Annotated in this window: 18 protein-coding genes and 1 pseudogene; 2 read left to right on the top strand and 17 right to left on the bottom strand. The window is 66.4% G+C overall.

Annotated elements, in window-relative coordinates; translation table 11 throughout:
• Positions 1–67: 67 nt before the first annotated feature.
• Entirely contained in the window at positions 68–1,240 is a 1,173-nt protein-coding gene (locus tag WS69_RS19170; protein WP_059472273.1) for a porin, read from the bottom strand.
• Positions 1,241–1,396: 156 nt separating this feature from the next.
• Here WS69_RS19170 and WS69_RS19175 point away from each other — a divergent pair, with 156 nt between their 5' ends.
• Positions 1,397–1,948, top strand: coding sequence for a cupin domain-containing protein (locus WS69_RS19175; RefSeq protein ID WP_059472274.1), 552 nt, complete (start codon positions 1,397–1,399; stop codon positions 1,946–1,948).
• 234 nt (positions 1,949–2,182) lie between these two features.
• Here WS69_RS19175 and WS69_RS19180 read toward each other — a convergent pair whose 3' ends face one another.
• The 16 genes and pseudogenes from WS69_RS19180 to WS69_RS19250 all read right to left on the bottom strand — a co-directional run bounded on the left by WS69_RS19180 (position 2,183) and on the right by WS69_RS19250 (position 21,577).
• The gene (locus tag WS69_RS19180; protein ID WP_059472275.1) at positions 2,183–3,769 is read right to left on the bottom strand and encodes an amidase; all 1,587 of its coding nucleotides are present in this window, start codon (positions 3,767–3,769) and stop codon (positions 2,183–2,185) included.
• A 20-nt stretch (positions 3,770–3,789) separates the two neighbouring features.
• A complete protein-coding gene (locus WS69_RS34215; RefSeq protein ID WP_197419287.1) occupies positions 3,790–4,284 on the bottom strand; it encodes a hypothetical protein in 495 nt (164 codons plus the stop codon).
• 133 nt (positions 4,285–4,417) lie between these two features.
• A pseudogene (locus WS69_RS31500) lies at positions 4,418–4,993 on the bottom strand (efflux RND transporter permease subunit); the annotation flags it as partial.
• A gap of 70 nt (positions 4,994–5,063) precedes the next feature.
• Complete coding sequence (locus WS69_RS19190) at positions 5,064–6,425, bottom strand: metallopeptidase TldD-related protein (RefSeq protein ID WP_059472276.1); 1,362 nt, start codon at positions 6,423–6,425, stop codon at positions 5,064–5,066.
• Complete coding sequence (locus WS69_RS19195) at positions 6,425–7,858, bottom strand: TldD/PmbA family protein (protein ID WP_059472277.1); 1,434 nt, start codon at positions 7,856–7,858, stop codon at positions 6,425–6,427. The genes WS69_RS19190 and WS69_RS19195 overlap by 1 nt, the downstream gene beginning before the upstream one ends.
• Positions 7,851–9,485: an ABC transporter ATP-binding protein gene (locus tag WS69_RS19200; RefSeq protein ID WP_059472278.1), complete on the bottom strand. Its 1,635-nt coding sequence runs from the start codon at positions 9,483–9,485 to the stop codon at positions 7,851–7,853. The genes WS69_RS19195 and WS69_RS19200 overlap by 8 nt, the downstream gene beginning before the upstream one ends.
• Positions 9,482–10,597, bottom strand: coding sequence for an ABC transporter permease (locus WS69_RS19205; protein WP_059472279.1), 1,116 nt, complete (start codon positions 10,595–10,597; stop codon positions 9,482–9,484). Before WS69_RS19205 ends, WS69_RS19200 begins: the two co-directional genes overlap by 4 nt.
• Positions 10,551–11,603: a microcin C ABC transporter permease YejB gene (locus WS69_RS19210; RefSeq protein ID WP_059472280.1), complete on the bottom strand. Its 1,053-nt coding sequence runs from the start codon at positions 11,601–11,603 to the stop codon at positions 10,551–10,553. The genes WS69_RS19205 and WS69_RS19210 overlap by 47 nt, the downstream gene beginning before the upstream one ends.
• Positions 11,604–11,615: 12 nt before the next feature.
• The gene (locus tag WS69_RS19215; protein WP_059472281.1) at positions 11,616–13,526 is read right to left on the bottom strand and encodes an extracellular solute-binding protein; all 1,911 of its coding nucleotides are present in this window, start codon (positions 13,524–13,526) and stop codon (positions 11,616–11,618) included.
• A gap of 237 nt (positions 13,527–13,763) precedes the next feature.
• Positions 13,764–16,589, bottom strand: coding sequence for a TonB-dependent receptor (locus tag WS69_RS19220; RefSeq protein ID WP_059472282.1), 2,826 nt, complete (start codon positions 16,587–16,589; stop codon positions 13,764–13,766).
• 314 nt (positions 16,590–16,903) lie between these two features.
• Complete coding sequence (locus WS69_RS19225) at positions 16,904–17,479, bottom strand: helix-turn-helix domain-containing protein (protein WP_059472312.1); 576 nt, start codon at positions 17,477–17,479, stop codon at positions 16,904–16,906.
• A 340-nt stretch (positions 17,480–17,819) separates the two neighbouring features.
• Positions 17,820–19,019: a tetratricopeptide repeat protein gene (locus WS69_RS19230; protein ID WP_059472283.1), complete on the bottom strand. Its 1,200-nt coding sequence runs from the start codon at positions 19,017–19,019 to the stop codon at positions 17,820–17,822.
• A gap of 16 nt (positions 19,020–19,035) precedes the next feature.
• Complete coding sequence (locus tag WS69_RS19235; protein WP_059472284.1) at positions 19,036–19,461, bottom strand: ExbD/TolR family protein; 426 nt, start codon at positions 19,459–19,461, stop codon at positions 19,036–19,038.
• Positions 19,462–19,470: 9 nt separating this feature from the next.
• Positions 19,471–19,893, bottom strand: coding sequence for an ExbD/TolR family protein (locus tag WS69_RS19240; protein WP_059472285.1), 423 nt, complete (start codon positions 19,891–19,893; stop codon positions 19,471–19,473).
• Positions 19,894–19,906: 13 nt separating this feature from the next.
• Positions 19,907–20,806 (bottom strand): MotA/TolQ/ExbB proton channel family protein, encoded by a 900-nt coding sequence (locus tag WS69_RS19245; RefSeq protein WP_059472286.1) that lies wholly within the window; start codon positions 20,804–20,806, stop codon positions 19,907–19,909.
• A gap of 72 nt (positions 20,807–20,878) precedes the next feature.
• On the bottom strand, positions 20,879–21,577 hold the full coding sequence (locus tag WS69_RS19250; RefSeq protein ID WP_059472287.1) for an energy transducer TonB: 699 nt from the start codon (positions 21,575–21,577) through the stop codon (positions 20,879–20,881).
• A gap of 76 nt (positions 21,578–21,653) precedes the next feature.
• On the opposite strand from WS69_RS19250, the gene WS69_RS33535 reads away from it, so the two are divergent.
• Entirely contained in the window at positions 21,654–22,013 is a 360-nt protein-coding gene (locus WS69_RS33535) for a hypothetical protein (RefSeq protein WP_156438249.1), read from the top strand.
• The last annotated feature ends 630 nt before the right edge of the window (positions 22,014–22,643 follow it).

The following is a 22,643-nucleotide window of genomic DNA, read 5'->3' on the forward strand; positions in this document are numbered from 1 at the left end:
TGTGGCTCGCTATACCTTCATCGCAGTGGACTTGCACCACTTACTCCTTGCCGGTCTCCCGGCGCACTCAGAACTTGTGCCGAATCCCGACGATCGCGAGCTCCTGCGAATCGGTGCCCGAGTTCGCGCCATACGAGCCGACGGATGCCTGCGCATCGATCACCGAGCCGTTCGCGCCGAGCGTGCGGCCGCTCGCCTTCTGGTAGCCGAGCAGCGCGTACAGATCGGTGCGCTTCGACAGCGCGTAGCCGGCGCCGAGATTCACCTGGTGATAGTGCGCGGAAGCCGGCCCCGTCAGCGACGTGTAGTTGTAACCCAGGCCCGCGCGCAGCGCCGGCGAGAATTGGTAGTTGAAGAACGCGGAGCCGCTGTTGAACTTCGCGGTCTCGTTGAACGTCGACCGCGAATCGCGGCCGTATTGCGTGTTCGAGTACGCGAGGCCGAACGTCGCCGAGCCGAGCACGTACTGACCGCCGACGCGCACGATCTGAATCGACTTCGCGCTCGCGAAGCCCTGGTTGATCACCGTGTTGAACAGCGTGTCCGAGCTGCCCGTCCACGTGCGCACGCCGTTCGCCGCGGTCGTGCCGCCGTCCGCATACAGATAGCCCGCGCCGAGCGACAACGGTCCGTTCGCGTAGCTCGCCGCGAAGCTATACGTGCGGCCGCTGCCCGTCGCGCCCGCGACGCCGCCGAAGCCGTACAGCGCGGCGAACTGGAAGCCCGACAGCACCGGGCTCGTGTACTTCACCGAGTTGCTGACGCGCAGGCTGTTGTCGTAGTTGTCGAGATCGCCCGGCGTCGCGAACACGCCGCCGAAGTAGTTGTCCTCGGTGAGCCCCTGCACGAGATCGACGACCGGATCGTATTGGCGGCCGAGCGTCACGGCGCCCCACGTGTTGCTCGTCAGGCCGACGATCGCCTTCCGGCCGAACTCGCGATTGCCGTTCTGCACGCCGGTGCCGAGATTGAAGCCGTTTTCGAGCTGGAACAGCGCCGCGAGGCCGCCGCCCAGATCCTCGGCGCCCTTCAGGCCCCAGCGGCTGCCCGACAGATTGCCGCTGCTGAATTTCACGAGCGACGACTGATTGCGGCCGTCGGCTCCCTGGATGTTGTGCACGTATGCGATGCCCGCATCGACGATCCCGTACAGCGTGACGCTGCTTTGCGCATGAGCGCCGGCGGACAGCAGGAGGCCGGCCGGCACGGCGAGTGCCGCAAGACGCTTCGTTTGCTTCATGTGGTGGTGTTCCTCGTAGTCGATTTGTCGTTGGAATCGCTGAACGATACGGACAGGACGACGGATCGAAAACCAATTAATTCTGCGATGTTTATGATGGGCGGCCACGCGGCTGGAATGCGCGGGCGGACCGATCCTCACGACCCGAGGCACCTCATGAAAAAGCAGCCCAAGCATCCGAATGTCGTCAACGTCGACGACGTCGACGAGATCGCACACATGAACGGCGATCATTGGGGCGGCGCGTACAAGCCGCTGACGCCGCTGCTCGATGCGAGTGCGGGGCGGCTCGGCGTCAACCTGTCGCGCGTGCCGCCGGGGCGGACGTCTTGTCCGTTCCACACGCATGCGCGCGAAGACGAAGTCTTTTTCATCGTGTCCGGACGCGGCGTGCTCCGGTACGGAGACGCACTCCGCGAAGTCGGCCCAGGCGATTGCATTTCGTGTCCGGCGAACAGCGGCGTCGGACATCAGCTCGCGAATCCGTTCGATAAAGACCTGATCTACCTCGGCATCGGCATGAACGATCCGCACGAGGTCTGCACCTATCCGGACAGCGGCAAAGTGATGGTGCGCAGCCTGCAGAGCGTGGGACGGCTGACGAAGACGGAGTACATGGACGGCGAACCGGATCTGCCGCGGATCTTCGAGCTCGTGCCGGCGGAGCAAGAGAAGCAATCGAAGAAGAAGGCAAAGCGCGGCAAATAGCGGGACGGCTGGCGCGGACGCTCGCCGCGCATGATGCATGCGTGTATCACGCGTCGGATATCCGGCGATAAGGAGAAACGGTCGGCGTGCGTGTCCGGCATCAGACGTGCGCCGAAAACGGCTGCATCGAATCGACGCCGACTCAGCACGCGTCCCGATTCCCCTTCGTCTTCGACGGAACGGCCGGCTGTTTCGCCTCCGTCGCGGAACGGCAAGCGCGTCGATGCTCTCCCATCACGCATCGACCACCGGAACATTCGACCGCTCGACATATCGCGGCTCGCGCCGCCACCGCGTCGCCTGCTCGAACGCATAGCCGAGCGCGAGCAGCCGCGCCTCGCTCCACGGCGCGCCGACGAACGACACGCCGACCGGCAAGCCGCGCACGTGCCCCGCAGGCACCGTCAAATGCGGAAAGCCCGCGACCGCGGCGGGCGTCGAGAAGCCGCCGCCGGCGCTGTCGCCGTTGATCAGATCGATCAGCCACGCGGTGCCTTCCGTCGGCGCGACGAGCGCATCGAGCCGCTGCTCGCGCAGCACGCGCGCGAGCCCCTCGTCACGCGCACGGCGGCCGCAGCGAGCGAGCGCGTCGCGATAAGCGGCGGCGTCGAGTCCGCCTGCCTCCTGCGCGCGCAACAACAGCTCCTGGCCGAAATACGGCATCTCCCGCGCATGCTGCGCTTCGTTGAACGCGATCACATCGGCGAGCGTGCGCACGCGCGCATGCGGCGCGAACGTGCGCAGCCACACCGGCAAGCCGTGTTTGAACTCGTGCAGCAGCACGGTTTTCTCGTCGTCTTCGTAATCGGGCTTCGGCAGATCGACCGGATCGATCACGACCGCGCCGAGCCGCTTCATCTCCGCGATCGCGCGCTCGATCTGCGCGTCGACTTCGTCATGCCCGGTGAAGTACGCGCGCGCGACGCCGATCCGCGCGCCGCGCAGCGCATTCGCGTCGAGCGCGCCGACGTAGCCGGCAGGCGCCGGCGCGTTCGCCGTCGCGGAATCGTTCGCGTCGCGGCCCGCGAGCGCGCCGAGCAGCAGCGCCGCGTCGCGGACCGTGCGCGCGATCGGCCCCGCCGTATCCTGCGTGTGCGACAGCGGCACGATCCCGTCGCGGCTCACGCGTCCGACCGTCGGCTTCAGCCCGACGCAGCCGTTGATCGCGGCGGGCGATACGATCGAGCCGTCGGTCTCGGTGCCGACCGCCATCGCGACGAGCCCCGCCGCAACCGCCACCGCCGAGCCGGAGCTCGAGCCGCTCGTCGTCCGGTCGAGCGCGTACGGATTGCGCGACAGCCCGCCGCGCGCGCTCCAGCCGCTCGTCGAGCGCGTCGAGCGAAAGTTCGCCCACTCGCTCAGATTGGTCTTCGCGACGATCACCGCGCCCGCGCGCCGCAGCCGCGCGACGAGATGCGCATCGCGCGTCGCGCGCACGCCGTCGAGCGCGAGCGAACCGGCCGTCGTCGCCATCCGGTCGCCCGTCGCGATGTTGTCCTTCAGCGCGACGGTCACGCCGTGTAGCGGACCGCGCACGGTGCCCGCGTCCCGTTCGGCGTCGAGCGCGCGCGCGATCGCTTCGGCGTCCGGATTCAATTCGACGATCGCGTTCAGGCGCGGGCCGTCGCGATCGATGCGCGCGATGCGATCGAGCGTCTCGCGCACCGCCTGCGACGCGCCCGGCCCCTCGTGCAAGGACATCGGCACCGATTCGCCGCTGCGATCGTTGGAAGCCCGCGCTGCCGATGCATGCGTATCCGCGAGAACGGATTGCGCCGAACCCAGCGCGCCGAGCGTATGAAGGAATTGACGTCGTTTCATTCGAGCACGTCCTATTGTCGTTATGCCGCCACGCGAGCGGGGCGGGCGGTGCGATCATCGCGCACCGTCGAACGCACGCGCCGGTGGAGTGTAGGCGAACGGCGATCGATGCGCGCACAACGATTGCCTGACGAGCGAAGCGATGCCGCCGTCTCGTCTCGTCTCGTCTTGTCTCGTCTTGTCTCGCCGCCCGCAGTGAACTTCCGCGACGAATCGCGATCCCTGTATCTCACGCCGTCGCCGCACGACGGCGCATGCGCGTGAGCCGCGCGCGGCCGGCCGGCTTCGACGACAATGCTCGCCGCGTCCGCCCGCAGCCCGCGACCGACCATCGAAGCCTTTGTTTTTAGAAGGACGCCATGAAGAAGATTCTCGCTGTCAACGCTTTTCTCGCCGTCGTCGGCTGGCTCGCCGCGACGACGACCATCCTGCTCGCCCCGACCGCGCAACCGGGCACCGAAGCCTGGTTCGACGCGATCGACAAGCAATTCAACATCACCGACGACGGCGGGCACGGCCCCGATCCGGGCAGCAGCGAATGGCTCGGCGCGGTCGAGCGCAAAGCGAAGCTGCCCGAAAACGACCGTCTGACCGAGCAGCAGCGCTGCGAGGCGATCCAGCGCGAGCTTGCGCAACGCACGTACATCGTGAACCGGCATCTCGGCCTGAAATTCGCACTCTGATCACGCCGCGGGCGCGCGCAGCACCCACGCGCGCGACGTCCGCGAGCCGCACGACGGAGCCGTCCGGTTTCGACTTCAGCACGATCTGGCCGAATTCGGCGGGCGACGCGAGCTGGCCCTTCACGATCACCGACGCGGTCAGCTGCTGGCCGGCGGTGAACGGCGCATCGCCGATCGCGCCCGCCGTCACCGCCGCGTTCTGCGCGGCGACGCCCGCGATCACGTCGTCGACGCCGAGCTCGTACTCGCGCAGCTTCATCGGATCGAGCCAGATCCGCAGCGCCTCGTCTGCGTCCCATAGCTGCGCGGAGCCGACGCCCGGCGCGCGCTTCAGTTCGCGCAGCACGTAGCGGCTCAGGTAATCGCTCAATTGCGCGGAATCGCGCGTGCCGTCGGTCGACGTCAGCGCGACGAGCATCAGGAACGTGTTGGCCGCCTTGAACACGCCGATCCCCTGCTGGACGACCTGCCGCGGCAGGCGCGGCTCGATCTGCCTCAGCCGGTTCTGCACGTCGACGAGCGCGAGGTCCGGATCGGTGCCGGTCAATGCGTGCGCGCCGGCGAGCCGCGCCATGCGCAGCACATCGACCCGTTCGCCGTCGCGGCTCACGTTACAGCGTCAACTCGAACGACCGCGCGAGCAGCCCCGGCAGCCTCGCGCCGCCCGTCGCGCGCTCGCCCCACGACTGATCGTTCAGCAGCAGTTCCGGCTCCGCGCCGAGCTGCTCGAGCTCGTCGCCGAACAGCCGGTACAGGCTGTCGTCGAAGCGCATCGCGTCGACGGGCGCGACGATCCTGCCGCCTTCGACCCAGAACGTCGCGAAGCGCGTCATGCCGGTCATCCGGCAATTCATCTTGTCCGAGAAATTCAGATACCAGAGATTGCCGACGTACAGGCCGGTGTCGAGCGCCGCGAGCACGTCGGCGTCAGCAAGCGCGCCGCCCGCGATCGACAGCGTCTCCGGCACTTCATATGCGGTCGCGCCGTTCGGATTCAGGCCGTGCTCGCGGGCGGTGCGCGCGCTGACGAGCTGCCCGGCGCTGCGCCCATCGACGACGAGCGGCACGCTGTCGCGCCGATAGCCGTCCGCGTTGAACGCCGGAGCGACGCCGAGCGAAAAGTCCTCTGCGATCGTCACGCGCGGATCGAGCGCCGCTTCGCCTGCGTGCAGCCGATGCAGGCTGCTGCGCGCGCTCGCGTTCGCACGCGCGGAAAAACCGTCCCAGCCGAGCAGGCTCACGATCTCCTGCACCGCGGCGGGCGCGAGATACGCGCGATAGCGGCCGGGCGCGAGCGCCTTCGGCGTGCGGCGCAGCACCGGCAGCCGCGCGGCGGCCGCGTCGATCTTGTGCGCGAGCGCCGCGTCGCTCCAGGCGTCGCCCGCGTAGACGGTCTTGATCGCGCGGCCGCTCGGGTCGTACAGCGACCAGCTGAAGTCGAAATTCTCGACCTCGTGCCAGCCGCGGCTGCCCGTCGACGAAGCGAAGCCGCGCACGAGCGCGCCGCCCGCGTAAAAGCCGACGAAATCGAGCCCGCGCGCGGCGTCCGCGACGAGTCGCGCGAGCGCGTCCGGGTCCGGCAGGCGGCCGGTGCGGCGGGTCGACTGCCGCCACGACGACGTGTCGAACAACAGATGCGGATCGTCCGGCGCGTCGCGCAGGCCGTCGCGCAGCGTCGCGAGCGCAGCCGCGAGCGCGGGCAGATCCGTGGCCGGATCGCCGCACACGGTCTGCGTGACGGACGCCTGCCGCGCGCCGCCGACGAGCCGCACGCCGAGCTTGCCCTGCAGCACGCGCCCGGTCTGGCGGATCTTGCCCGCGTTGAAACGGATGAAATCGGACGTCTCGCCGGCGAACCACAGCAACACCGTCTCGCCCGGCTGCTTGAGCCGCTCGGCTTCGTCCGCGAGCCGCGCGAAATGCGCGTGCCAATCGATCGGGGCGGCGCGCCACGGCTTCATGAAGTCGGTCATCACGCGCCTCCGAACACGTCGACGTCCGCGAACACGCAAGCGGGAGACGCGTGGCCGACTCGGATGATCTGCGCGGGCTCGCCCTTGCCGCAGTACGGCGTGCCGTACACGCCGAACGTGCTCGCGTCGCCGACCGCGCGCAGGCTGCGCCAGAAGCCCGCGGAGATGCCGCGATAGTTCGGCCGCTTGACGACCTGCGTCAGCTCGCCATTCTCGATCAGCTGGCCGAACTCGCAGCCGAACTGGAACTTGTTGCGATGATCGTCGATCGACCACGACGTGTTCGTGCGCATCAGGATGCCGCGCTCGATGCCGGCGACGAGCTCGCCGAACGACTGCGAGCCGGGCTCGACGTTCAGGTTCGCCATCCGGTCGATCGGCGGCCGGTTCCAGCTCGACGCGCGCGCGTTCGCGACGCCCGGCAAGCCCGCGCGCGCCTGCGACAGCGCGCCGCCGAGCGGCCGCTCGAGCACGCCGTCGCGGATCAGGTACTGCTTGCGCGCGGCGCTGCCGTCGTCATCGAACGCGTACGACGCCGCCTCGCCGTGCAGCGTGGGATCGAACGTCACGTTCAAGAGCGGCGAGCCGTATCGATACGAGCCGAACATCTCCGGCTTCACGAAACTCCAGCCGGCGAAGTTGCGCTCGTCGCCGAGAATCCGGTCGAGTTCGAGCGGATGGCCGATCGATTCGTGGATCTGCAGCATCATCTGGTCCGGCATCAGCAGCAGGTCGCGGCGGACGGACGGGCAGTTCGGCGCGGCGAGCAATTGCAGCGCCTCGTCCGCGACCCGCGCGCCCGCGCCGTCGAAGCCGTAGCGCGCGAGCACGTCGAGGCCGCCCTGCGCGAGCGTGCCGGCGTTGCCGAGCGTGCGCACCTGCGTGTCGCCGTCCGCATGCGCGACGACGCTCAACTGCGGCATCACGTGGCGAAAGCGCTGGTCGATCCGCACGCCGTCGCTCGTCACGTAGAGTTGATCGGTGTGCACGAGCATCACGCCCGCGGTGCGCTCGACGATCCGCGCATCGACGGCCGCCGCCGCGCATTCGTGCGCGAGGCGCTCGATCCATTCGGCGCGGGACGGCAGCGCGTCGTCCGCGTGCGGCGACACGTAGCTGCCGCTCGCGTCCGGCCGCGCGACCGCGCGATGGTCGATCAGCGACAGCGCAGCGCTCGCCTTCGCGCGCGCGGCGGCCGCATCGAGCGCCGCCTGCAGGCCGGCGGCCGACAGATCGGCCGTCGCCGCGTAGCCGGCGCCCGCGCCGGACCACGCGAGCAGCATCGCGCCGCGATCGCGCACGCTCGCGAGCGGTTGCGCGACGTCGTTGCGCACTGCGTGTTCGTCGATCCGTTCGTCGACGACGCGCAGCGACCAGAACCCGGCGTCGCTGCGCAACTGTCGGGCGGCCTGCGCCCAGCGTTCGTCAATCATCTGCTCTCTCTCGCGGACTGCGCCTTGGCGTCAGCATAGACGACGCCAGCAGCGATTGCGTGTACGGGTGCGACGGCGCGTCCAGCACGTCCAGCGTGTCGCCCGCCTCGACCACGCGCCCTTCCTTCATCACGATCACCCGATGGGCCATCGCCCGCATCACCGCCAGGTCGTGCGTGATGAACAAGTAGCTGAGTTTGTACTTTTTTTGCAGATTCGTCAGCAGATTCAGCACCTGCTTCTGGATCGACACGTCGAGCGCGCTCGTCGGCTCATCGAGCACGAGCAGCTCGGGCTCGACCGCGAGCGCGCGCGCGATCGCGATCCGCTGCCGCTGGCCACCCGAAAATTCGTGCGGATAGCGCAGCATCGCCTCGGCCGGCAAGCCGACTTCCTGCAAGAGCCCCGCGACGCGGGCGCGCTTCGCGTCGCCGGCGATCTCCGGCCGGTGCACGACGAGCCCCTCGCCGACGATCTGCTCGATCGTCATTCGCGGCGACAGCGAGCCGAACGGGTCCTGGAACACGACCTGCATCCGCCGGTACAGGTCGCGACGGCCGCGCGACGACCGCGACGCATCAAGCGGCAGCCCGTCGATGTCGATCTCGCCCGCCGCCGGCCGCTGCAGCCCGAGCACGGCGGAGGCGAGCGTCGACTTGCCCGACCCCGATTCGCCGACGATGCCGATCGTCTCGCCGCGGTGCAGCGTGAACTGCGCGTCGTGCACCGCGCGAAACGTCGTCTTGCCGAACAGCGCGCGCCAGCCTTTCGGCGCGATCCGGTAATCGACCGCGAGCGACTTGACGTCGAGGATCATCCGCGCGGACGGCGCGACCGCCTCGATCGCGCGCTGAGGCCCGCTGTCGAGCAGGCGCTGCGTGTACGGATGCTGCGGATCCGCGAACAGCGCGCCGGTGTCGCCCGTCTCGACGAGCACGCCGTGCTCCATCACCGCGACGCGCTGCGCGAAGCGCCGCACGAGATTCAGGTCGTGCGTGATCAGCAGCACCGCCATCCCGCGCTCGGCCGCCTCCTGCTCCTGCAGCTCGATCAGCAGATCGACGATCTGCTCGCGCACCGTCACGTCGAGCGCGGTCGTCGGCTCGTCGGCGAGCAACAGGCGCGGCCGGCACGCGAGCGCCATCGCGATCATCGCGCGCTGCCGCTGGCCGCCCGACAGTTGATGCGGAAAGCTGTCGATCCTTCGTTCGGGCTCCGGAATGCCGGTGCGCCGCAGCAGCTCGATCCCGCGCAGCCGCGCCTCGCCCGGCCGCAATCCTTCGTGCAGCCGCAGGCTCTCGGCGATCTGCTTGCCGATCGTGTAGAGCGGATTGAGCGCCGTCATCGGCTCCTGGAACACCATCGCGATGTCCGCGCCGCGGATGCCGCGCATCTGCTGCTCGGTCTTCGCCAGCAGGTCTTCGCCGTCGAACAGCATCCGGCCGGACAGCGTCGCGTGCTGGACGAGCCGCAGGATCGACAGCGCGGTGACGCTCTTGCCCGACCCGGATTCGCCGACGAGCGCGACGCGCTCGCCGCGCGCGATCGACAGGCTGAGCTCGTGCACCGCGATCATGCCGCCGAACGCCGCGGAGAAGCGGTCGATTTCGAGCAGCGGCCGGGTCATCGCGGACCTCCGCCGAACGCCGAGCCGCGCGTGCGCGTGTCGAGCGCGTTGCGCAGCGCGTCGCCCATGAACGTCAGCAGCAGCAGCGTAACGACGAGCGCCGCGAACGCCGACATCGAGATCCACCACGCGTCGAGATTGTTCTTGCCTTCCTGCAGCAGCTCGCCGAGGCTCGGCGTCGGCGGCGGCACGCCGAGCCCGAGGAAGTCGAGGCTCGTCAGCGACAGGATCGCCGCGCTCATCCGGAACGGCAGGAACGTGATGACGGGCGTCAGGCTGTTCGGCAGCACGTGCCGCCAGATGATCTGCCCGTTCGTGAGCCCCATCGTGCGCGCGGCCCTCACGTAGTCGAGCGCGCGGTTGCGCAGGAACTCGGCGCGCACGTAGTCGGACAGCACGAGCCAGCCGAACATCGACAGCAGGATGAACAGCAGCCACAGCGACGGCTCGAAGATCGCCGCGAAGATGATCAGCAGATACAGGTCGGGCAGCGCGCTCCAGATCTCGATCAGCCGCTGTCCGATCAGATCGGCGCGGCCGCCGTAGAAGCCCTGCAGCGCGCCCGTCAGCACCCCGATCGCGACGCCCGACACCGTCAGCGCGACCGCCATCAGCACCGACAGCCGGAAGCCGTACAGCAGCCGCGAAAGCACGTCGCGCCCGAACTGATCGGTGCCGAGCCAGTTGCTCGCCGACGGCGGCGCCGGATACGGACGCGACGCGAAATAGTCGATCGTGTCGTAGCGGTAGCGGTTCGGCGGATAGATCGCGAAATTGCCGTTCGACTCGATCTTCGAACGGATGTACGGATCGAGGTAGTTCGCCTTCGCCGGAAAATCGCCGCCGAATTGCGTCTCCGGATAATCCTTCGCGATCGGGAAGTAGTAGCGCCCTTCGTAGCGGACGACGAGCGGCCGGTCGTTGGACAGCACGTCGGCGAACAGGCTGACCGCGAACAGCACGGTGAAGATCACGAGGCTCCAGTAACCGAGCCGCTGGCCGCGAAAGCGCAGCCACGTGCGCCGCCACGGCGACGGCGACGCCGCGCACGCGACGCACGCGGGATCAGTGGTCCACGCGGTGGAATTGGATGCGGGGGTCGACGAGGACATAGCAGACGTCAGCGAAAAGTTTGGTCACGAGACCGATCAGCGTGAACAGGAACAGCGAGCCGAGCACGACCGGATAGTCGCGGCGGATCACCGAGTCGTACGACAGTTGCCCCATGCCGTCGAGCGAGAACAGCGTCTCGATCAGCAGGTTGCCGTTCAGGAACGCGCCGACGAACGCGGCGGGCAGGCCGGTGACGAGCGGAATCGCCGCGTTGCGCAGCACGTGCTTCCACAGCACGTCGCGTTCCGGCACGCCCTTCGCGCGCGCGGTCAGCACGTATTGCCGGCCGATCTCTTCGAGGAACGTGTTCTTCGTCAGGATCGTGACGATCGCGAAGTTGCCGACGACCGACGCGGTGACGGGCAGCACGACGTGCCACAGATAATTGAGCACCTTGCCGAGCGCGGACAGCTCGTCGAAGTTGTCCGACGTGAGGCCGCGCATCGGGAACACCTGCCAGAACGTGCCGCCGCCGAACAGCATCAGCAGCAGCACGCCCAGCACGAAGCCGGGAATCGCATAGCCGGCGAGCACGAGCACGCTCGTCACGGTGTCGAAGCGCGAGCCGTTGCGAACCGCCTTCGCGATGCCGAGCGGCACCGAGATCAGGTACGTGAGGATCACCGTCCACAAGCCGAGCGTGATCGACACCGGCAGCTTCGAGCGGATCACGCTCCACACGCTCGCATGCGCGTAGTACGACTGACCGAGATTGAACGTCGCGTAGCTCTTCAGCATCATCACGTAGCGCGTGAGCGGCGGCTTGTCGAAACCGAACTGCTTCTTGATCTGCTCGATCTGCTGCGGATCGACGCCCTGGCTGCCGTGATACCCGCCCCCGCCGCCGCCCGCCTCGCCGCCGCGCGCGGTGCCGTGGCGCAGTTGCGTCAGCACCTGCTCGACCGGGCCGCCCGGCACGAATTGCGTGACGACGAACGTGATCGTCACGACGCCGACGAGCGTCGGCACCATCAGCAGCAATCGTCTGAGAATGTATGCAAGCATCGTCGCTCCCCGCTACGCGGCCGGGCCCGGCTTCGACGCCGGCGCCGGGCCGGCCGCCGGCTTCTTCCGGTACCAGTAGTCGATGATCCAGTCCTCGTATTGATAGGACGCCGGAATGACGGACGGATGCCCGTACGTCGTCTTGTAGGCGATCCGCGCGTTCGGCAGGTAGTACTGCGGCACGAGGATGTACAGGTTGATCAGCACGCGGTCGAGCGCGTGCGTCGCCGTTTGCAGATCGTCGAGCGTGTCCGCCGCGAGCGCCGCGCGGATCAGCGCGTCGACTGCCTTCGAGCGCACGCCCGGATAGTTCTCCGAACCGACCTCCGACGCCGCCGCGCTGCCGAAGCGGCGCACGAGCTCCGCGCCGGGAATCGTGACGGGCGGATAGATGAGCGTCGTCATGTCGTACTGGAAGTTGTCGAGGCGCTTCTGGTACAGCGCGCTGTCGATCTCGTGCATGTGCGCCTGGATGCCCAGCATCCCGAGCGCCTGGATGTACGGCAGGATCAGTCGATCCATGCCGGGTTCGTCGTCCATGATCTCGATCGTCATCGGCGCGCCGCCCGCGTCGCGCAGCGCGCCGTCGCGATAATGCCAGCCGGCCTGCGCGAGCAGGTCGCGCGCCTGTTTCAGGTTCTCGCGCAACGAGCCGGGCGGCAGCGTCGTCGGCTGCTTGACCATCGGACCGAACACTTCGGGCGGCAGCTCCGCACGATGCGGCTCGAGCAGCGCGAGCTCCCTCTCGCTAGGCATGCCGGACGCGCCGAACGGGCTCGCCTCCCAGAAACTGTTCGTGCGCCGGTATTGACCGTAGAACATCATCCGGTTCATCCAGTCGTAATCGAACGCGAGCGCCAGCGCGTGGCGCACGCGCACGTCCCGGAATTTCGGCTCGCGCATGTTGATGAGAAAACCCTGCATCTGCGCGGGGCCGTCCGGAAACTCGCCCTTCTTCAGCATGCCGTTGCGGAAGTTCTTGCCGACGTAGCGGCGCGCCCACTGCGTCGAGCTGTATTCCATCCGCACGTCGACGTCGCCCGCCTTGAACGCTTCGAGCATCGTGTATTGATCGAGATACAGCTTGAACGACACGCGCGCGAACCGGAACATCCCGCGCCGCGTCGGCAGATCGACCGCCCAGTAATGCGGATTGCGCGCGTAGACGATCTGCTTGTCGTTCTTGCGCTGCTCGATCAGATACGCGCCGCTCGCGATCGGCGGGTCGCTCACGATCTGGTCGAACGGCGGCCGCGTGCCGTCCGGCCGCCTGCCCCATTTCGGCGAGAACACCGGCAGATCGCCCGCGATCAGCGGCGCGGCGCGCTCGGAGCGCTTGAAGTCGAAGCGGATCGTCAGCCGATCGACGACCGTCGCGCGCTTGACGATCGCGAACTGCGCGTTGACGAGCGGCGACGCCTGCGGGCTCGTCAGCATATCGAACGAATACTTGACGTCGGCCGCGGTGATCGGATCGCCATTCGAGAAGCGCGCGGCCGGATCAATGTGGAACGTCGCCGAGCTGCGGTCCGGCGCGACATCGACGGCGTCCGCGATCAACGGATATTCGGACGCGAGCTCGTCCCAGCTCCGCTGCATCAGCGTGTCGAACATCAGGTTCTGGATGTCCGGCGCGGGCGAGCCGCGCACGAGGAACGGATTCAGCGAGTCGTAGCTCTGCGCCTCGTTGTAGTTCTCGAAATTCAGCACGCCGTCGTTCGGCGCGTCGGGGTTCGCATAGTCGAAATGCGTGAAGCTCGGCGGATACTTCGGTTCACCGTATTGTGCGAGCGCCGTGGCGGCGCGCGCGCTCGACGGCGCGATCGCGCACACGATGCATGTTCCGCACGCGACGGCCGCGATCCGCACGGCTGCCCATGCGCGCCTCGCGGAGCGCGCCGCGAACGGCAAACGCAACTTCATTGGTCTCATCGTCACCTGCGTACGATCATATCGGCGTCACGCCGATGCAGAGTCAATTCGAACGTGGCGGATTGACGTGGACGGCTCGCGTCCTGCGCCGCACATCCGGTCCCGTCTCGTCGCTGTTTCGATGCTGCTTCGTCGTCTCCCGGCATCAGGCAAAAAAAGGCCGCTCCAAAGGGGTGGTTAGGGAAGCGGAGCGGCCCGTCGAATGTCGATGGCCGATGCGAAACGGCGTCAGAACTTGTACGTCGCGCCGACCTGAATCACACGGCCGTAGTACATGTAAAGCGACTGGTCATAGCCGTTCTGGTTGAGCGCGTTCTGCCAGACCGGATCGAACGGAGGAGCACGGTCGAAGATGTTGTTGATCCCGCCATACAGCGTCCAGTTCTTGAAGCCGGTGTAGCTCGCGTACAGGTTGAACTGGCTGTACGACCCGACGTGGTCCGCCGCCTGCGTCGGCGCGGCAACGCCGAGCGCCTGCGCGTACGGACCCGTGAACTCCCAGCTCAGCGTCGCGTTCCACTTGCGATACGCCCAGTTCAATGACGTATTGCCCTTCCAGCGCGGGATGCTCGCGCCGAACGGCTGCGTGATCGCGAAGTTGTTGCCCGCCGAATCGACCGTCGCCGCGCCGGGGAAGCCGATGTTGAAGTGATGCACGTACGCCCAGTCGGCCGACAGCGTGAACGTGCCGTACTTCGTCGGCAGCCCCTGACGGAACGTCATCTCGAAGCCGTCGGTCTCGAGCGTGCCGAGATTCTGATACGGCAGCACGACGTACGTGATCTGTCCCGTCGCCGGATCGCGCACGACCTGCGACGGATTGTTCGCCGCGATCACCGAGTTCAGGCTCGCCTGACCGATCACGTTGTCGATGAAGATCTTGTAGAAGTCGAAGCCGAAGTCCGTGTAGCGCGTCGGCGAAGCCTGGAAGCCGATGTTGATGTTGCGCGTGCGCTCGGGCTGCAGGCTGGTGTTGCCGGTCTGCAGCGTGTTGACGAGCGTATTGCCGTAAGTTTGCAGGCCGATGTTCTGCGACGGCGTGTTCTCGACGAACGTCGGCGCGCGGAAGCCGCGATTGTACGAACCGTACATCGTGAATTCCTTGATCGGCTGATAGCGCAGCGCGAAGCGGGGCGAGAACGCGCCGCCGAAGTCGCTGTAATGGTCGTAGCGGCCCGATTGGCTGAACGTCAGGTTCTTGATGATCGGGATGTCGAACTGATAGTAAACCGCCGCGACGTTGCGCGAGCCGTTCACCGATTGCGTCAGCGGATTCAGCACCTGCCCGCTCAGCGCTTCCGAGCCTTGGCCGATGAATTCGCTTTCGTGCAGGAACTGCGCGCCGAGGCCGAAGCCGACGTCGCCCGTGGGCAGCTTGAACAGGTTCGGCGTCGACAGCGTCGCGTCGAGAGCGTCGAGCTTCGATATGCCGAGGTTGCTCGTCGTCATGTACAGGCCGTTGAACGCATTGGGCGTCGCGGACGGATTCGCGAAGTTGAGCGTGCCGTTCTGATAGATGTCGTTGACGACGGACGCGTTCAGCACGTTATGGAACGTATTGGACACGACGCTCTGCGAATGCGTGTAGGCGGTCGACCAGTCCCAGTCGCCATACGGCAGCGCAAACGAACCCTTGACGCCCGTCGCGGCGCGCCAGAAGTTCGAGCTCGTCCGGTCGGACGCCGCCGCCGGGAACGTGTACGCAAGCGGCGTATCGACGCCGAACGGGTTGTACGGATTGCTCGCCGGCACGACCGAATTGAATTGGCTCAGCTTGCCGGTCGTCGGATTGAGAACGAGGCTCGGGGACGTCGGGCTGCCCACCGTGAGCACGCCGTTGTTCTGCACCGTCGTATTGTTGCTTTCCCACAGATCGGCAAACGCGGTCGTCTTGTCGTCGATCTTGAAGTCCGCGTGCACCTTCGCGCTCAGGCGCTCGGTCCATGGCGCGACCGACGTCGTCTCCGCCGAATTGAAGCTGCACACGGTGCCGCCCATGCCGGCGCCCGCGCTCAGATAATTGCTCGCGGCGGGACGCACGGCGCCGCCGAACGGGCAGTTGCTGAGCGCCTGTGCGGTCGCGCCGCCGTTGGTCTGCCAGAACGACGGCGCGAGCAGCGACAGCCCGCCCGCCTGGTTCGTGAAGTCCTGATTCTTCGTCGTGTCGCGATCGGCGATCGTGAAGCCGTTCGATTTGTAGTAGCTCGCGGCCGCCGTGATGTTGAAGCGGTCCGAGTTCAGATCGCCGAAGCCGCCGAGAATGCTGAATTTCGTCGTGCCGTCGCCGCCTTGCGTCGCGCCGGAGTAGCTGCCGTCGAGTTGCAGCCCCTGGAAATTATGCTTCGTGATGATGTTGACGACGCCCGCGATCGCGTCCGAGCCGTACTGCGACACGGCGCCCGTCTTCACGATCTCGATGCGGTCGATGATGTTGAGGGGCAGCGTGTTCAGGTCGAAGAACGTATCGGTGCCATTCGACGCGAACGCGTAAGGCGCGACGCGCTGGCCGTCGACCATCACGAGCGAGTACTTCTCACTCAGGCCGCGCAGCGCGATGCCCGCGCCGCCAGCGGCAAAACCGTTCGTCTGGCCTTCGCTCCAGCTGCTCGCAGAGTTCGCCGACACGCCGCGCAGGAAGTCCGCGACGTTCGTGTAGCCGCTGTCCTGGATGTCCTTCGCGGTGACGGTCTGAACTTGCTGAAAGCCTACCTTGTCGGCGCTGCGGATCAGCGAGCCCGTCACTTCGAAGCGCTTGATCTGCGCGACGCCGCTCTTTGCGACGGGCGCGGCAGACGCGGCGGATGCCGCGCCCGTCGCCTCGGCTGCGCCGGAAGCGGGCGCGGGCGCAGCCGCGGCGGGTGCCGAAACGGCGCCCGCTGCGCTCGCCGCCGCATCCGCTTGCGCGACCGCGATGCTCGAGTTCTGCGCCGACGCCGCGGCGGCGCCGGGTGCCGGCTGGTTCTGTGCGAACGCCGGCGCCGCCAGCGTGGCCGTCAACGCCAACTCGGCCCAGACGATCCGCTTGATCGCCAACGCCAATGCTCTTTGCTTCATTTTTCCCCTCTCACTCGTCAGTAAGACCCCACCCGTTGCGCGCGGCAATCTTTTGAACTCCGCGCCCGACTCGCGGTACTCGCGTACCGCCCCCGCTGCTGCCCGACTGCCCGCCGGACGCCGCCAAACCATCGACGCATGTGCGCCATCACGATTTTTTGCTTCTTTTCAATTTGTTAGGTTGACGAAATTTCAACGGAGCGACGTCCCGCTGCTTCATTTCTTCTCGTTCCGGCTGTCGCGGCCCATCACTGCCCTACGACATCAGGAATCCTACGTTTACCTTCGAAAATCGCCACGCCCGCACGGCCCGCTCAGAACAACCTAGGCACCCCAACCCAGACGATCAGCGCCTCGCTGTCGCCGCCGTTGCGCCACGCATGCGGCGTCGTCGATTCGTAATGCGCGGTGTCGCCCGCCGCCAGCGTGAACGTCACGTCCTCCAGCGTCAGCTCGACCCGGCCGCTCACCACATATAGAAACTCCTCGCCCGCGTGCGTCGTGACTTCCGACAGCGGCTGCGCCGCCGGCATCCGGACGAGGATCGCGTCCAGCTGCCGGCCGTCGACGACGTTCGTCAGGCGCGCGAACGCGTTCGTCGAATTCGCGAGGCTGAAGTACTGAAGTGCTTCGCTGCGGCATACCGAACGCGCTTCAGTCGGCGCATCGACGAAGTACTGCATCGTCACGCCGAGCGCCCGCGCGATTCCGACGAGCGACGTGATCGACGGCGTCGCGCGTCCTCGCTCGACCTGCGACAGAAACGGCTTCGATATGCCGGCCGCTGCCGCGGCCTCGTCGAGCGTGAGCTTGAGTCGCTGACGCAGCGCCCGAATCTTGTTTCCGATCGAGGCTGCGACTACTGCCGATTTGTCGAGTGGCAAAACCATGGCAAGACACAATCCCGCGATCAAGAACCGTTTGTGATGAGGGAGCCTGCTCCGCTGCAAGCGCATCGCACGCGTCGCCGATCCGCGAGCCGGCACGCGCGACGCCGACCGCGCGAACAACGCGGACGTCGCGCGCAAGCAACCCGCGAACGGCCCGGGCACGGATGCGCGGCGCAAGAAGACGCCGTTCGTTTCACCGATCAGCAAAGCCTCTCCTTTCCCGTGTTTCGCCGATAACCGCCGTATTTCGTGCTTCGCGCACGAGTGGCCGCACAATGCCGCACGCCGACGCCAAGGCCGGCCGCGACGCACGCCGAGCCGCGCGCCGCATCCCGTGTCGTTACTTCGCCGCGACGAGCGCCCACAGACGCGCGAGATCCGCCGAGCCATCGCCGCCCTGCACGCCTCGGAAGGTCTGCACGGCGCGCGCCTTGTCGCCCGCGACGTAATACGCTTCGCCGAGCCGCAGCCGCGCCTCGTCGACATGCTCGAGACCGCCCTTCGCGAGCGCCGCCTCCATCGCCGCAATGCCCTGCTTCGTCTGGCCGGCGAACACGAGGTTCATGCCGGCGTCGATCGGCGCGACGGGATTCGCGTTGTCGGCCGGCGACTGCGCGCGCTTCGCCGCAAGCGCCTGCAGCCGCTTCTCGCGATCCGCGCCCGCGTCGCGGCCAAGCGCGCCGGATGCGAAGCCCTGGTCGATCACTTGCTTCGCTTCCGCTGCGGTACCAGCAACGAGCGCGAGCTGCGTCATCTCCATGTACGCGTCGGCGCCGTTCAGCGCCCCCGTCGCGCGCCGAAGCCGATACATGTCGAGATCGAGCGACGACAGATAGCCCGGCTTGTCGCGGATCGAACGGAACAGTTCGTCCCAATACGCGGGATTCGGGTGATACGCGACGAGCTTCTCGAGCGACGCCCGATAGGTCGCGCCGTCCTTCATCTTCTGCGCGCACGTGCCGAGCATCTGCAATTGCGCTTCGTCAGGCGCATGTCCGGCGCGCGCCTGCGCATCGACGCCCGGCTTGAGCTGACCCACCACCGCCGCGCAATCGTTCGACAGGTAGTACGACTGAACCAGCAGCGTGCGCATGTCGGGATCGCCGCCGCCCGCCTTCAGATAGCGCTGCGCGATCCTGATCGCCTGCGGATAGTTCCGCTGCTGGAAATAGACGCCGGCGAGCGCCGCGGTCGTACGCTGTTCGTCGTCCTTCGACAATCGCCCGGAGCCCAGCACCGCCTCGTACGCCTGGATCGCCGCGCCGGTATCGCCCGCCGCCATCGCCGCCGCGCCACGCATCTCTTCGACCATGTAGGTCTCGTACGGCGTCTTGTTCGGCACCGCCGCAGCCTGCGCGATTTTGCCGAGCGCGTCGCGATACTTGTGCGCGCGATACAGATCCTGCGCGGCGCCGAGCGGTCGCGCGACGTCCGGGCGCAGCGCTTCGGCGGCGAGCGCGACGCCGGACGGCACTGCGAGCGCGCAGCAGCCTCCGAGCGCAGCCGCCAATACGGCGCACTTCAACCATCGTTGCATCATGGGATCGCTCGCTTCGTTATTGCATGTACTGCTCGTTGCCGATCAACCCGATCTTCGTCGCGCCGATGCGCTGCGCGGACGCGAGCACCGCGGCGACGTCCTTGTACGGCGCAAGCTTGTTCGGCCGCAGATGGATTTCCGCCTGCACCGGCTCGGCCGCGACCTGCGCGAGCTTCGCTTCGAGCGCCGCGCGGTTCGGGACGGGCGCGCCATTCCATGTCGTCGTGCCGTCGAAATCGATGTCGATCTGCACGATCTCGGGCGGCGTCGCGGGCGGCGGCGGGTTGCCGATCGGCAGGTTCATCTTGATCGAATGCATCTGGATCGGGATCGTGATGATCAACATGATCAGCAGCACCAGCATCACGTCGATGAGCGGCGTCGTGTTGATGTCGACCATCACGCCCGGCTCGCCGCCGCCTGAAGATACGTTCATTCCCATTGTCGCCTCCTAGCCGCCGCGCGCGGGCGGTTCCGTAATGAACGAGACCTTCGCGATGCCGGCCCGCTCGCATGCGGTGATCACGCGGCCGATGAACTCGTAGCGCGTGTTCTGGTCGCCGCGCACGTGCACGTCCGGTTGCGGATTCATCGTCGATACCGTCTTCAGCTTCGAGAGCAGCGTCGACGCATCGACGAGGGTCTCGTTCCAGAAGACGTCACCGTCGCGATTGACCGCGATTTCGACGCTTTTCGGCGTCGTCTGCAGCGGCTGGATCGTTTCCTTCGGCAACTGCAGCTGGATCGTGTGCGTGACGACCGGAATCGTGATCAGGAAGATGATCAGCAGCACCAGCATCACGTCGACGAGCGGCGTCGTGTTGATGTTGGAGATCACCTCGTCGTTATCGTCCTGCCCGACGCTCATGGCCATGGCGCACCTCGCTTCAGCGGACGAGCGACGCGGTCTGCACGTTGTTCGCTCGCGGCAAGCGCTTGCCGCCTGCGAGCAGTACCGTGTGAAGCTGTGCGCCGAAGTTGCGCACGCGCTCCATCACCGACTTGTTGCGACGCACGAGGAAGTTGTAGCCGAGCACGGCGGGCACCGCGACCGCGAGGCCGATCGCTGTCATGATCAGCGCCTCGCCGACCGGGCCCGCGACCTTGTCGATCGACGCCTGGCCCGCGATGCCGATCGCCGTCAGCGCATGATAGATGCCCCACACGGTGCCGAACAGGCCGACGAACGGCGCTGTCGAGCCGACCGTACCGAGGAAGGCGAGCCCGTCTTGCAGGCGATTCGACACGTTCGTGATCGCGCGCTCGACCGACACGTCGATCCACGTATTGCGGTCGACGGCTTCGAGCAGCGCGTTGTCGTGATGCTCGCCCGCCTCGATCGCCGTTTCGGCAATGAAGCGGAACGGCGACGCCTCGTCGAGCCGCTTCGCGCCTTCGGCGAGCGACGGCGCGCTCCACAACTGCTCGTCGGCGACCCTCGCGCGGCGGTTCGCGCGCAGCTGCTCGAGAAACTTGGTGATCATGATGTACCAGCTTCCCATCGACATCACGACGAGCAGCAGCAGCACGAAGCGTGCGACGAAGTCGCCGTTCTTCCACAACGCGCCGAGGCCGTACGGATTCTCGACCGCTTCCGTCGCGGCAGGCGCGGGCGGGGGCGCCGGCTCCGCCGTGGTGTTCGCCGTCTGTGGCGCAGTTGCCGCGGACACCGCGACCGCCGCGTCGCTCGCCTGAGCGAAAGCCTGCTGCGGCGCGACAAGCGCGTCAACCGCAACGACGGAGATCAACATGCTTGCCGCCAGAGCGGCCAGTGAACGCTTGGTCATACCCACTCCAAATTTTTTCGTTAAACTAACTAACAAGATTCGACCCCGATCCTCTCTGGCCCGCATACGGGCTTAGTTCAGGTTGAACGAGAACGGAACCTGCACGCGCACCGACTGCCCTTGCGCCACGCACTTGAACTGCTTGACCGCATTGAACGCCGCACGATCGAGCACCGAATCCGCTGACTGCGCGACGCGCTCGTTCGTGACGTGTCCTTCGGCATCGACGACGAATTCGATCGTCACGTCGCCTGTGATGTTGTTCTCCTGGGCTTCCTTCGGATACTGCATCGAAGCACGGATCTGGTCCGAATTCGGGCACACGACGCCCACTTCGTGGCTGACGGCCTTCGCCGGCGCGGGCGCGGCGGCCACCGGCGCCTGCACGGCGGGCGCGGACGGCACGGGCGCCGCCTGATGCGTGATCGACGGCTGCGTCGGCGCCTGCACCGGCACTTCCGGCGGTGGAACGAACGGCGGGGGCGGCGGCGCGAATTTCGGCGGCGGCAGCTTGATCGTCGGCATCGGCGGCGGAGGCGGCGGCTTCACCGGTTCGATGATGTGCGTCTCGATCGGATGCTGGATGACTTGGACCACTTTCGTCGCTAGACCGTTGAGGAGCGCATAGACCAGCACGATGTGCAGCGCGAGCACGATCGCGAGGCCGCCGAAGCGCCGAGCCGGGTTCTGCTGCCGTTTGCCGAATTCGCGCGGACGACCGAGCCGCGCGAGTCCGTCGTTTGAAACAGCCAAGCCTTCGTCGACTTTCATACCCACTTTCACCCCCAAGCATGATTCGCCCTGCCGTCCAGTTGCGGCTCGATACACTGGATCCGCCATTCGCCCATTGGCTCTCAAGCCTTCAATTTGCTTTGGCATCCAAATTATCAGGCTCGATGCTCGATGCGAATTCAACCGATACAACGCTATTGATTTATTTCCCGCAGGTTCATTGACCGATTTGCCGTTGCAGCAACGCCTTCAGACAGGTTTTCGTCAGGTAGAGGCTCGAACCGCAATCATCAGCCGAAGTGCGCGCCCTTTACTTTCTTCAAGCGCCTGCCTACAAGGCACGCCTTCGGTGCAAACGATAGCAAGGAAAAAATTTTGCCGTCAAACTTTATTTGATGTGCCCACACAAAATTTGGAGCATTTATTCGAAAAACAATTTAGTAAGCATTTTGAATTGAATTTGTCGACAAAGTAATTGATTTGTATGGATCGACGTTTCGGTTATCTGCCAAGCAGCTCGATTAACTTAATTGGTGCACTGCAATTTCGAGATTACGTTTCTGATGCATCTTTGCATTTTCAAAATTTCATGGAGCGTTCGCATCTTCTTAGGCGGTTTCGCTTCGATCTCTTGCTTTGCATATCTAAATAACTTCTCGAAAATCGACGTTGTCGCGGACATGATGCCGCGCGCTCGAATCGCAGGATCGCTCGTCGCGTCGCAGACGGAATTCGCAATCGCCGTCGGCATGGCGGGAACCTCTCGGCATCGCGCGACGTCACGCTTCGCATTATCCGTATCCCGATCGTCTCGCGCTTGAAACGCGAACCGGCGTGCTCGCCGAACATGCATCTCGACGCATCAGCCACACGAGCGAAAAACTTCGGACGACGGCACCGTTTCAGACACGCTCGCCGAACATTCGCCACGCGCGAACTGCGCACCGTCAAATCGACTCGGCGATTCTTCCGCTAGAATGCGCTCGGCGGAACGAGCAGTATCGAACCACAACCACAAGCTGCCCGCCTGCATGAGCCAATCCCGGCGATGGAACCCAGATGAGACTCGCGCGCGACATCATTGAAGGCGGCGCGCCGCCGACCG

This window comes from Burkholderia sp. BDU5 (assembly GCF_001522845.1).
Classification (GTDB): Bacteria; Pseudomonadota; Gammaproteobacteria; order Burkholderiales; family Burkholderiaceae; genus Burkholderia; species Burkholderia mayonis.

Bases quoted from the DNA above. Each gene is read 5' to 3' on its own strand.
- WS69_RS19170 (WP_059472273.1), bottom strand. From the start codon at position 1,240: ATGAAGCAAACGAAGCGTCTTGCGGCACTCGCCGTGCCGGCCGGCCTC.
- WS69_RS19175 (WP_059472274.1), top strand. From the start codon at position 1,397: ATGAAAAAGCAGCCCAAGCATCCGAATGTCGTCAACGTCGACGACGTC.
- WS69_RS19180 (WP_059472275.1), bottom strand. From the start codon at position 3,769: ATGAAACGACGTCAATTCCTTCATACGCTCGGCGCGCTGGGTTCGGCG.
- WS69_RS19190 (WP_059472276.1), bottom strand. From the start codon at position 6,425: ATGACCGACTTCATGAAGCCGTGGCGCGCCGCCCCGATCGATTGGCAC.
- WS69_RS19195 (WP_059472277.1), bottom strand. From the start codon at position 7,858: ATGATTGACGAACGCTGGGCGCAGGCCGCCCGACAGTTGCGCAGCGAC.
- WS69_RS19200 (WP_059472278.1), bottom strand. From the start codon at position 9,485: ATGACCCGGCCGCTGCTCGAAATCGACCGCTTCTCCGCGGCGTTCGGC.
- WS69_RS19205 (WP_059472279.1), bottom strand. From the start codon at position 10,597: ATGTCCTCGTCGACCCCCGCATCCAATTCCACCGCGTGGACCACTGAT.
- WS69_RS19210 (WP_059472280.1), bottom strand. From the start codon at position 11,603: ATGCTTGCATACATTCTCAGACGATTGCTGCTGATGGTGCCGACGCTC.
- WS69_RS19215 (WP_059472281.1), bottom strand. From the start codon at position 13,526: ATGAAGTTGCGTTTGCCGTTCGCGGCGCGCTCCGCGAGGCGCGCATGG.
- WS69_RS19220 (WP_059472282.1), bottom strand. From the start codon at position 16,589: ATGAAGCAAAGAGCATTGGCGTTGGCGATCAAGCGGATCGTCTGGGCC.
- WS69_RS19225 (WP_059472312.1), bottom strand. From the start codon at position 17,479: ATGGTTTTGCCACTCGACAAATCGGCAGTAGTCGCAGCCTCGATCGGA.
- WS69_RS19230 (WP_059472283.1), bottom strand. From the start codon at position 19,019: ATGATGCAACGATGGTTGAAGTGCGCCGTATTGGCGGCTGCGCTCGGA.
- WS69_RS19235 (WP_059472284.1), bottom strand. From the start codon at position 19,461: ATGGGAATGAACGTATCTTCAGGCGGCGGCGAGCCGGGCGTGATGGTC.
- WS69_RS19240 (WP_059472285.1), bottom strand. From the start codon at position 19,893: ATGGCCATGAGCGTCGGGCAGGACGATAACGACGAGGTGATCTCCAAC.
- WS69_RS19245 (WP_059472286.1), bottom strand. From the start codon at position 20,806: ATGACCAAGCGTTCACTGGCCGCTCTGGCGGCAAGCATGTTGATCTCC.
- WS69_RS19250 (WP_059472287.1), bottom strand. From the start codon at position 21,577: ATGAAAGTCGACGAAGGCTTGGCTGTTTCAAACGACGGACTCGCGCGG.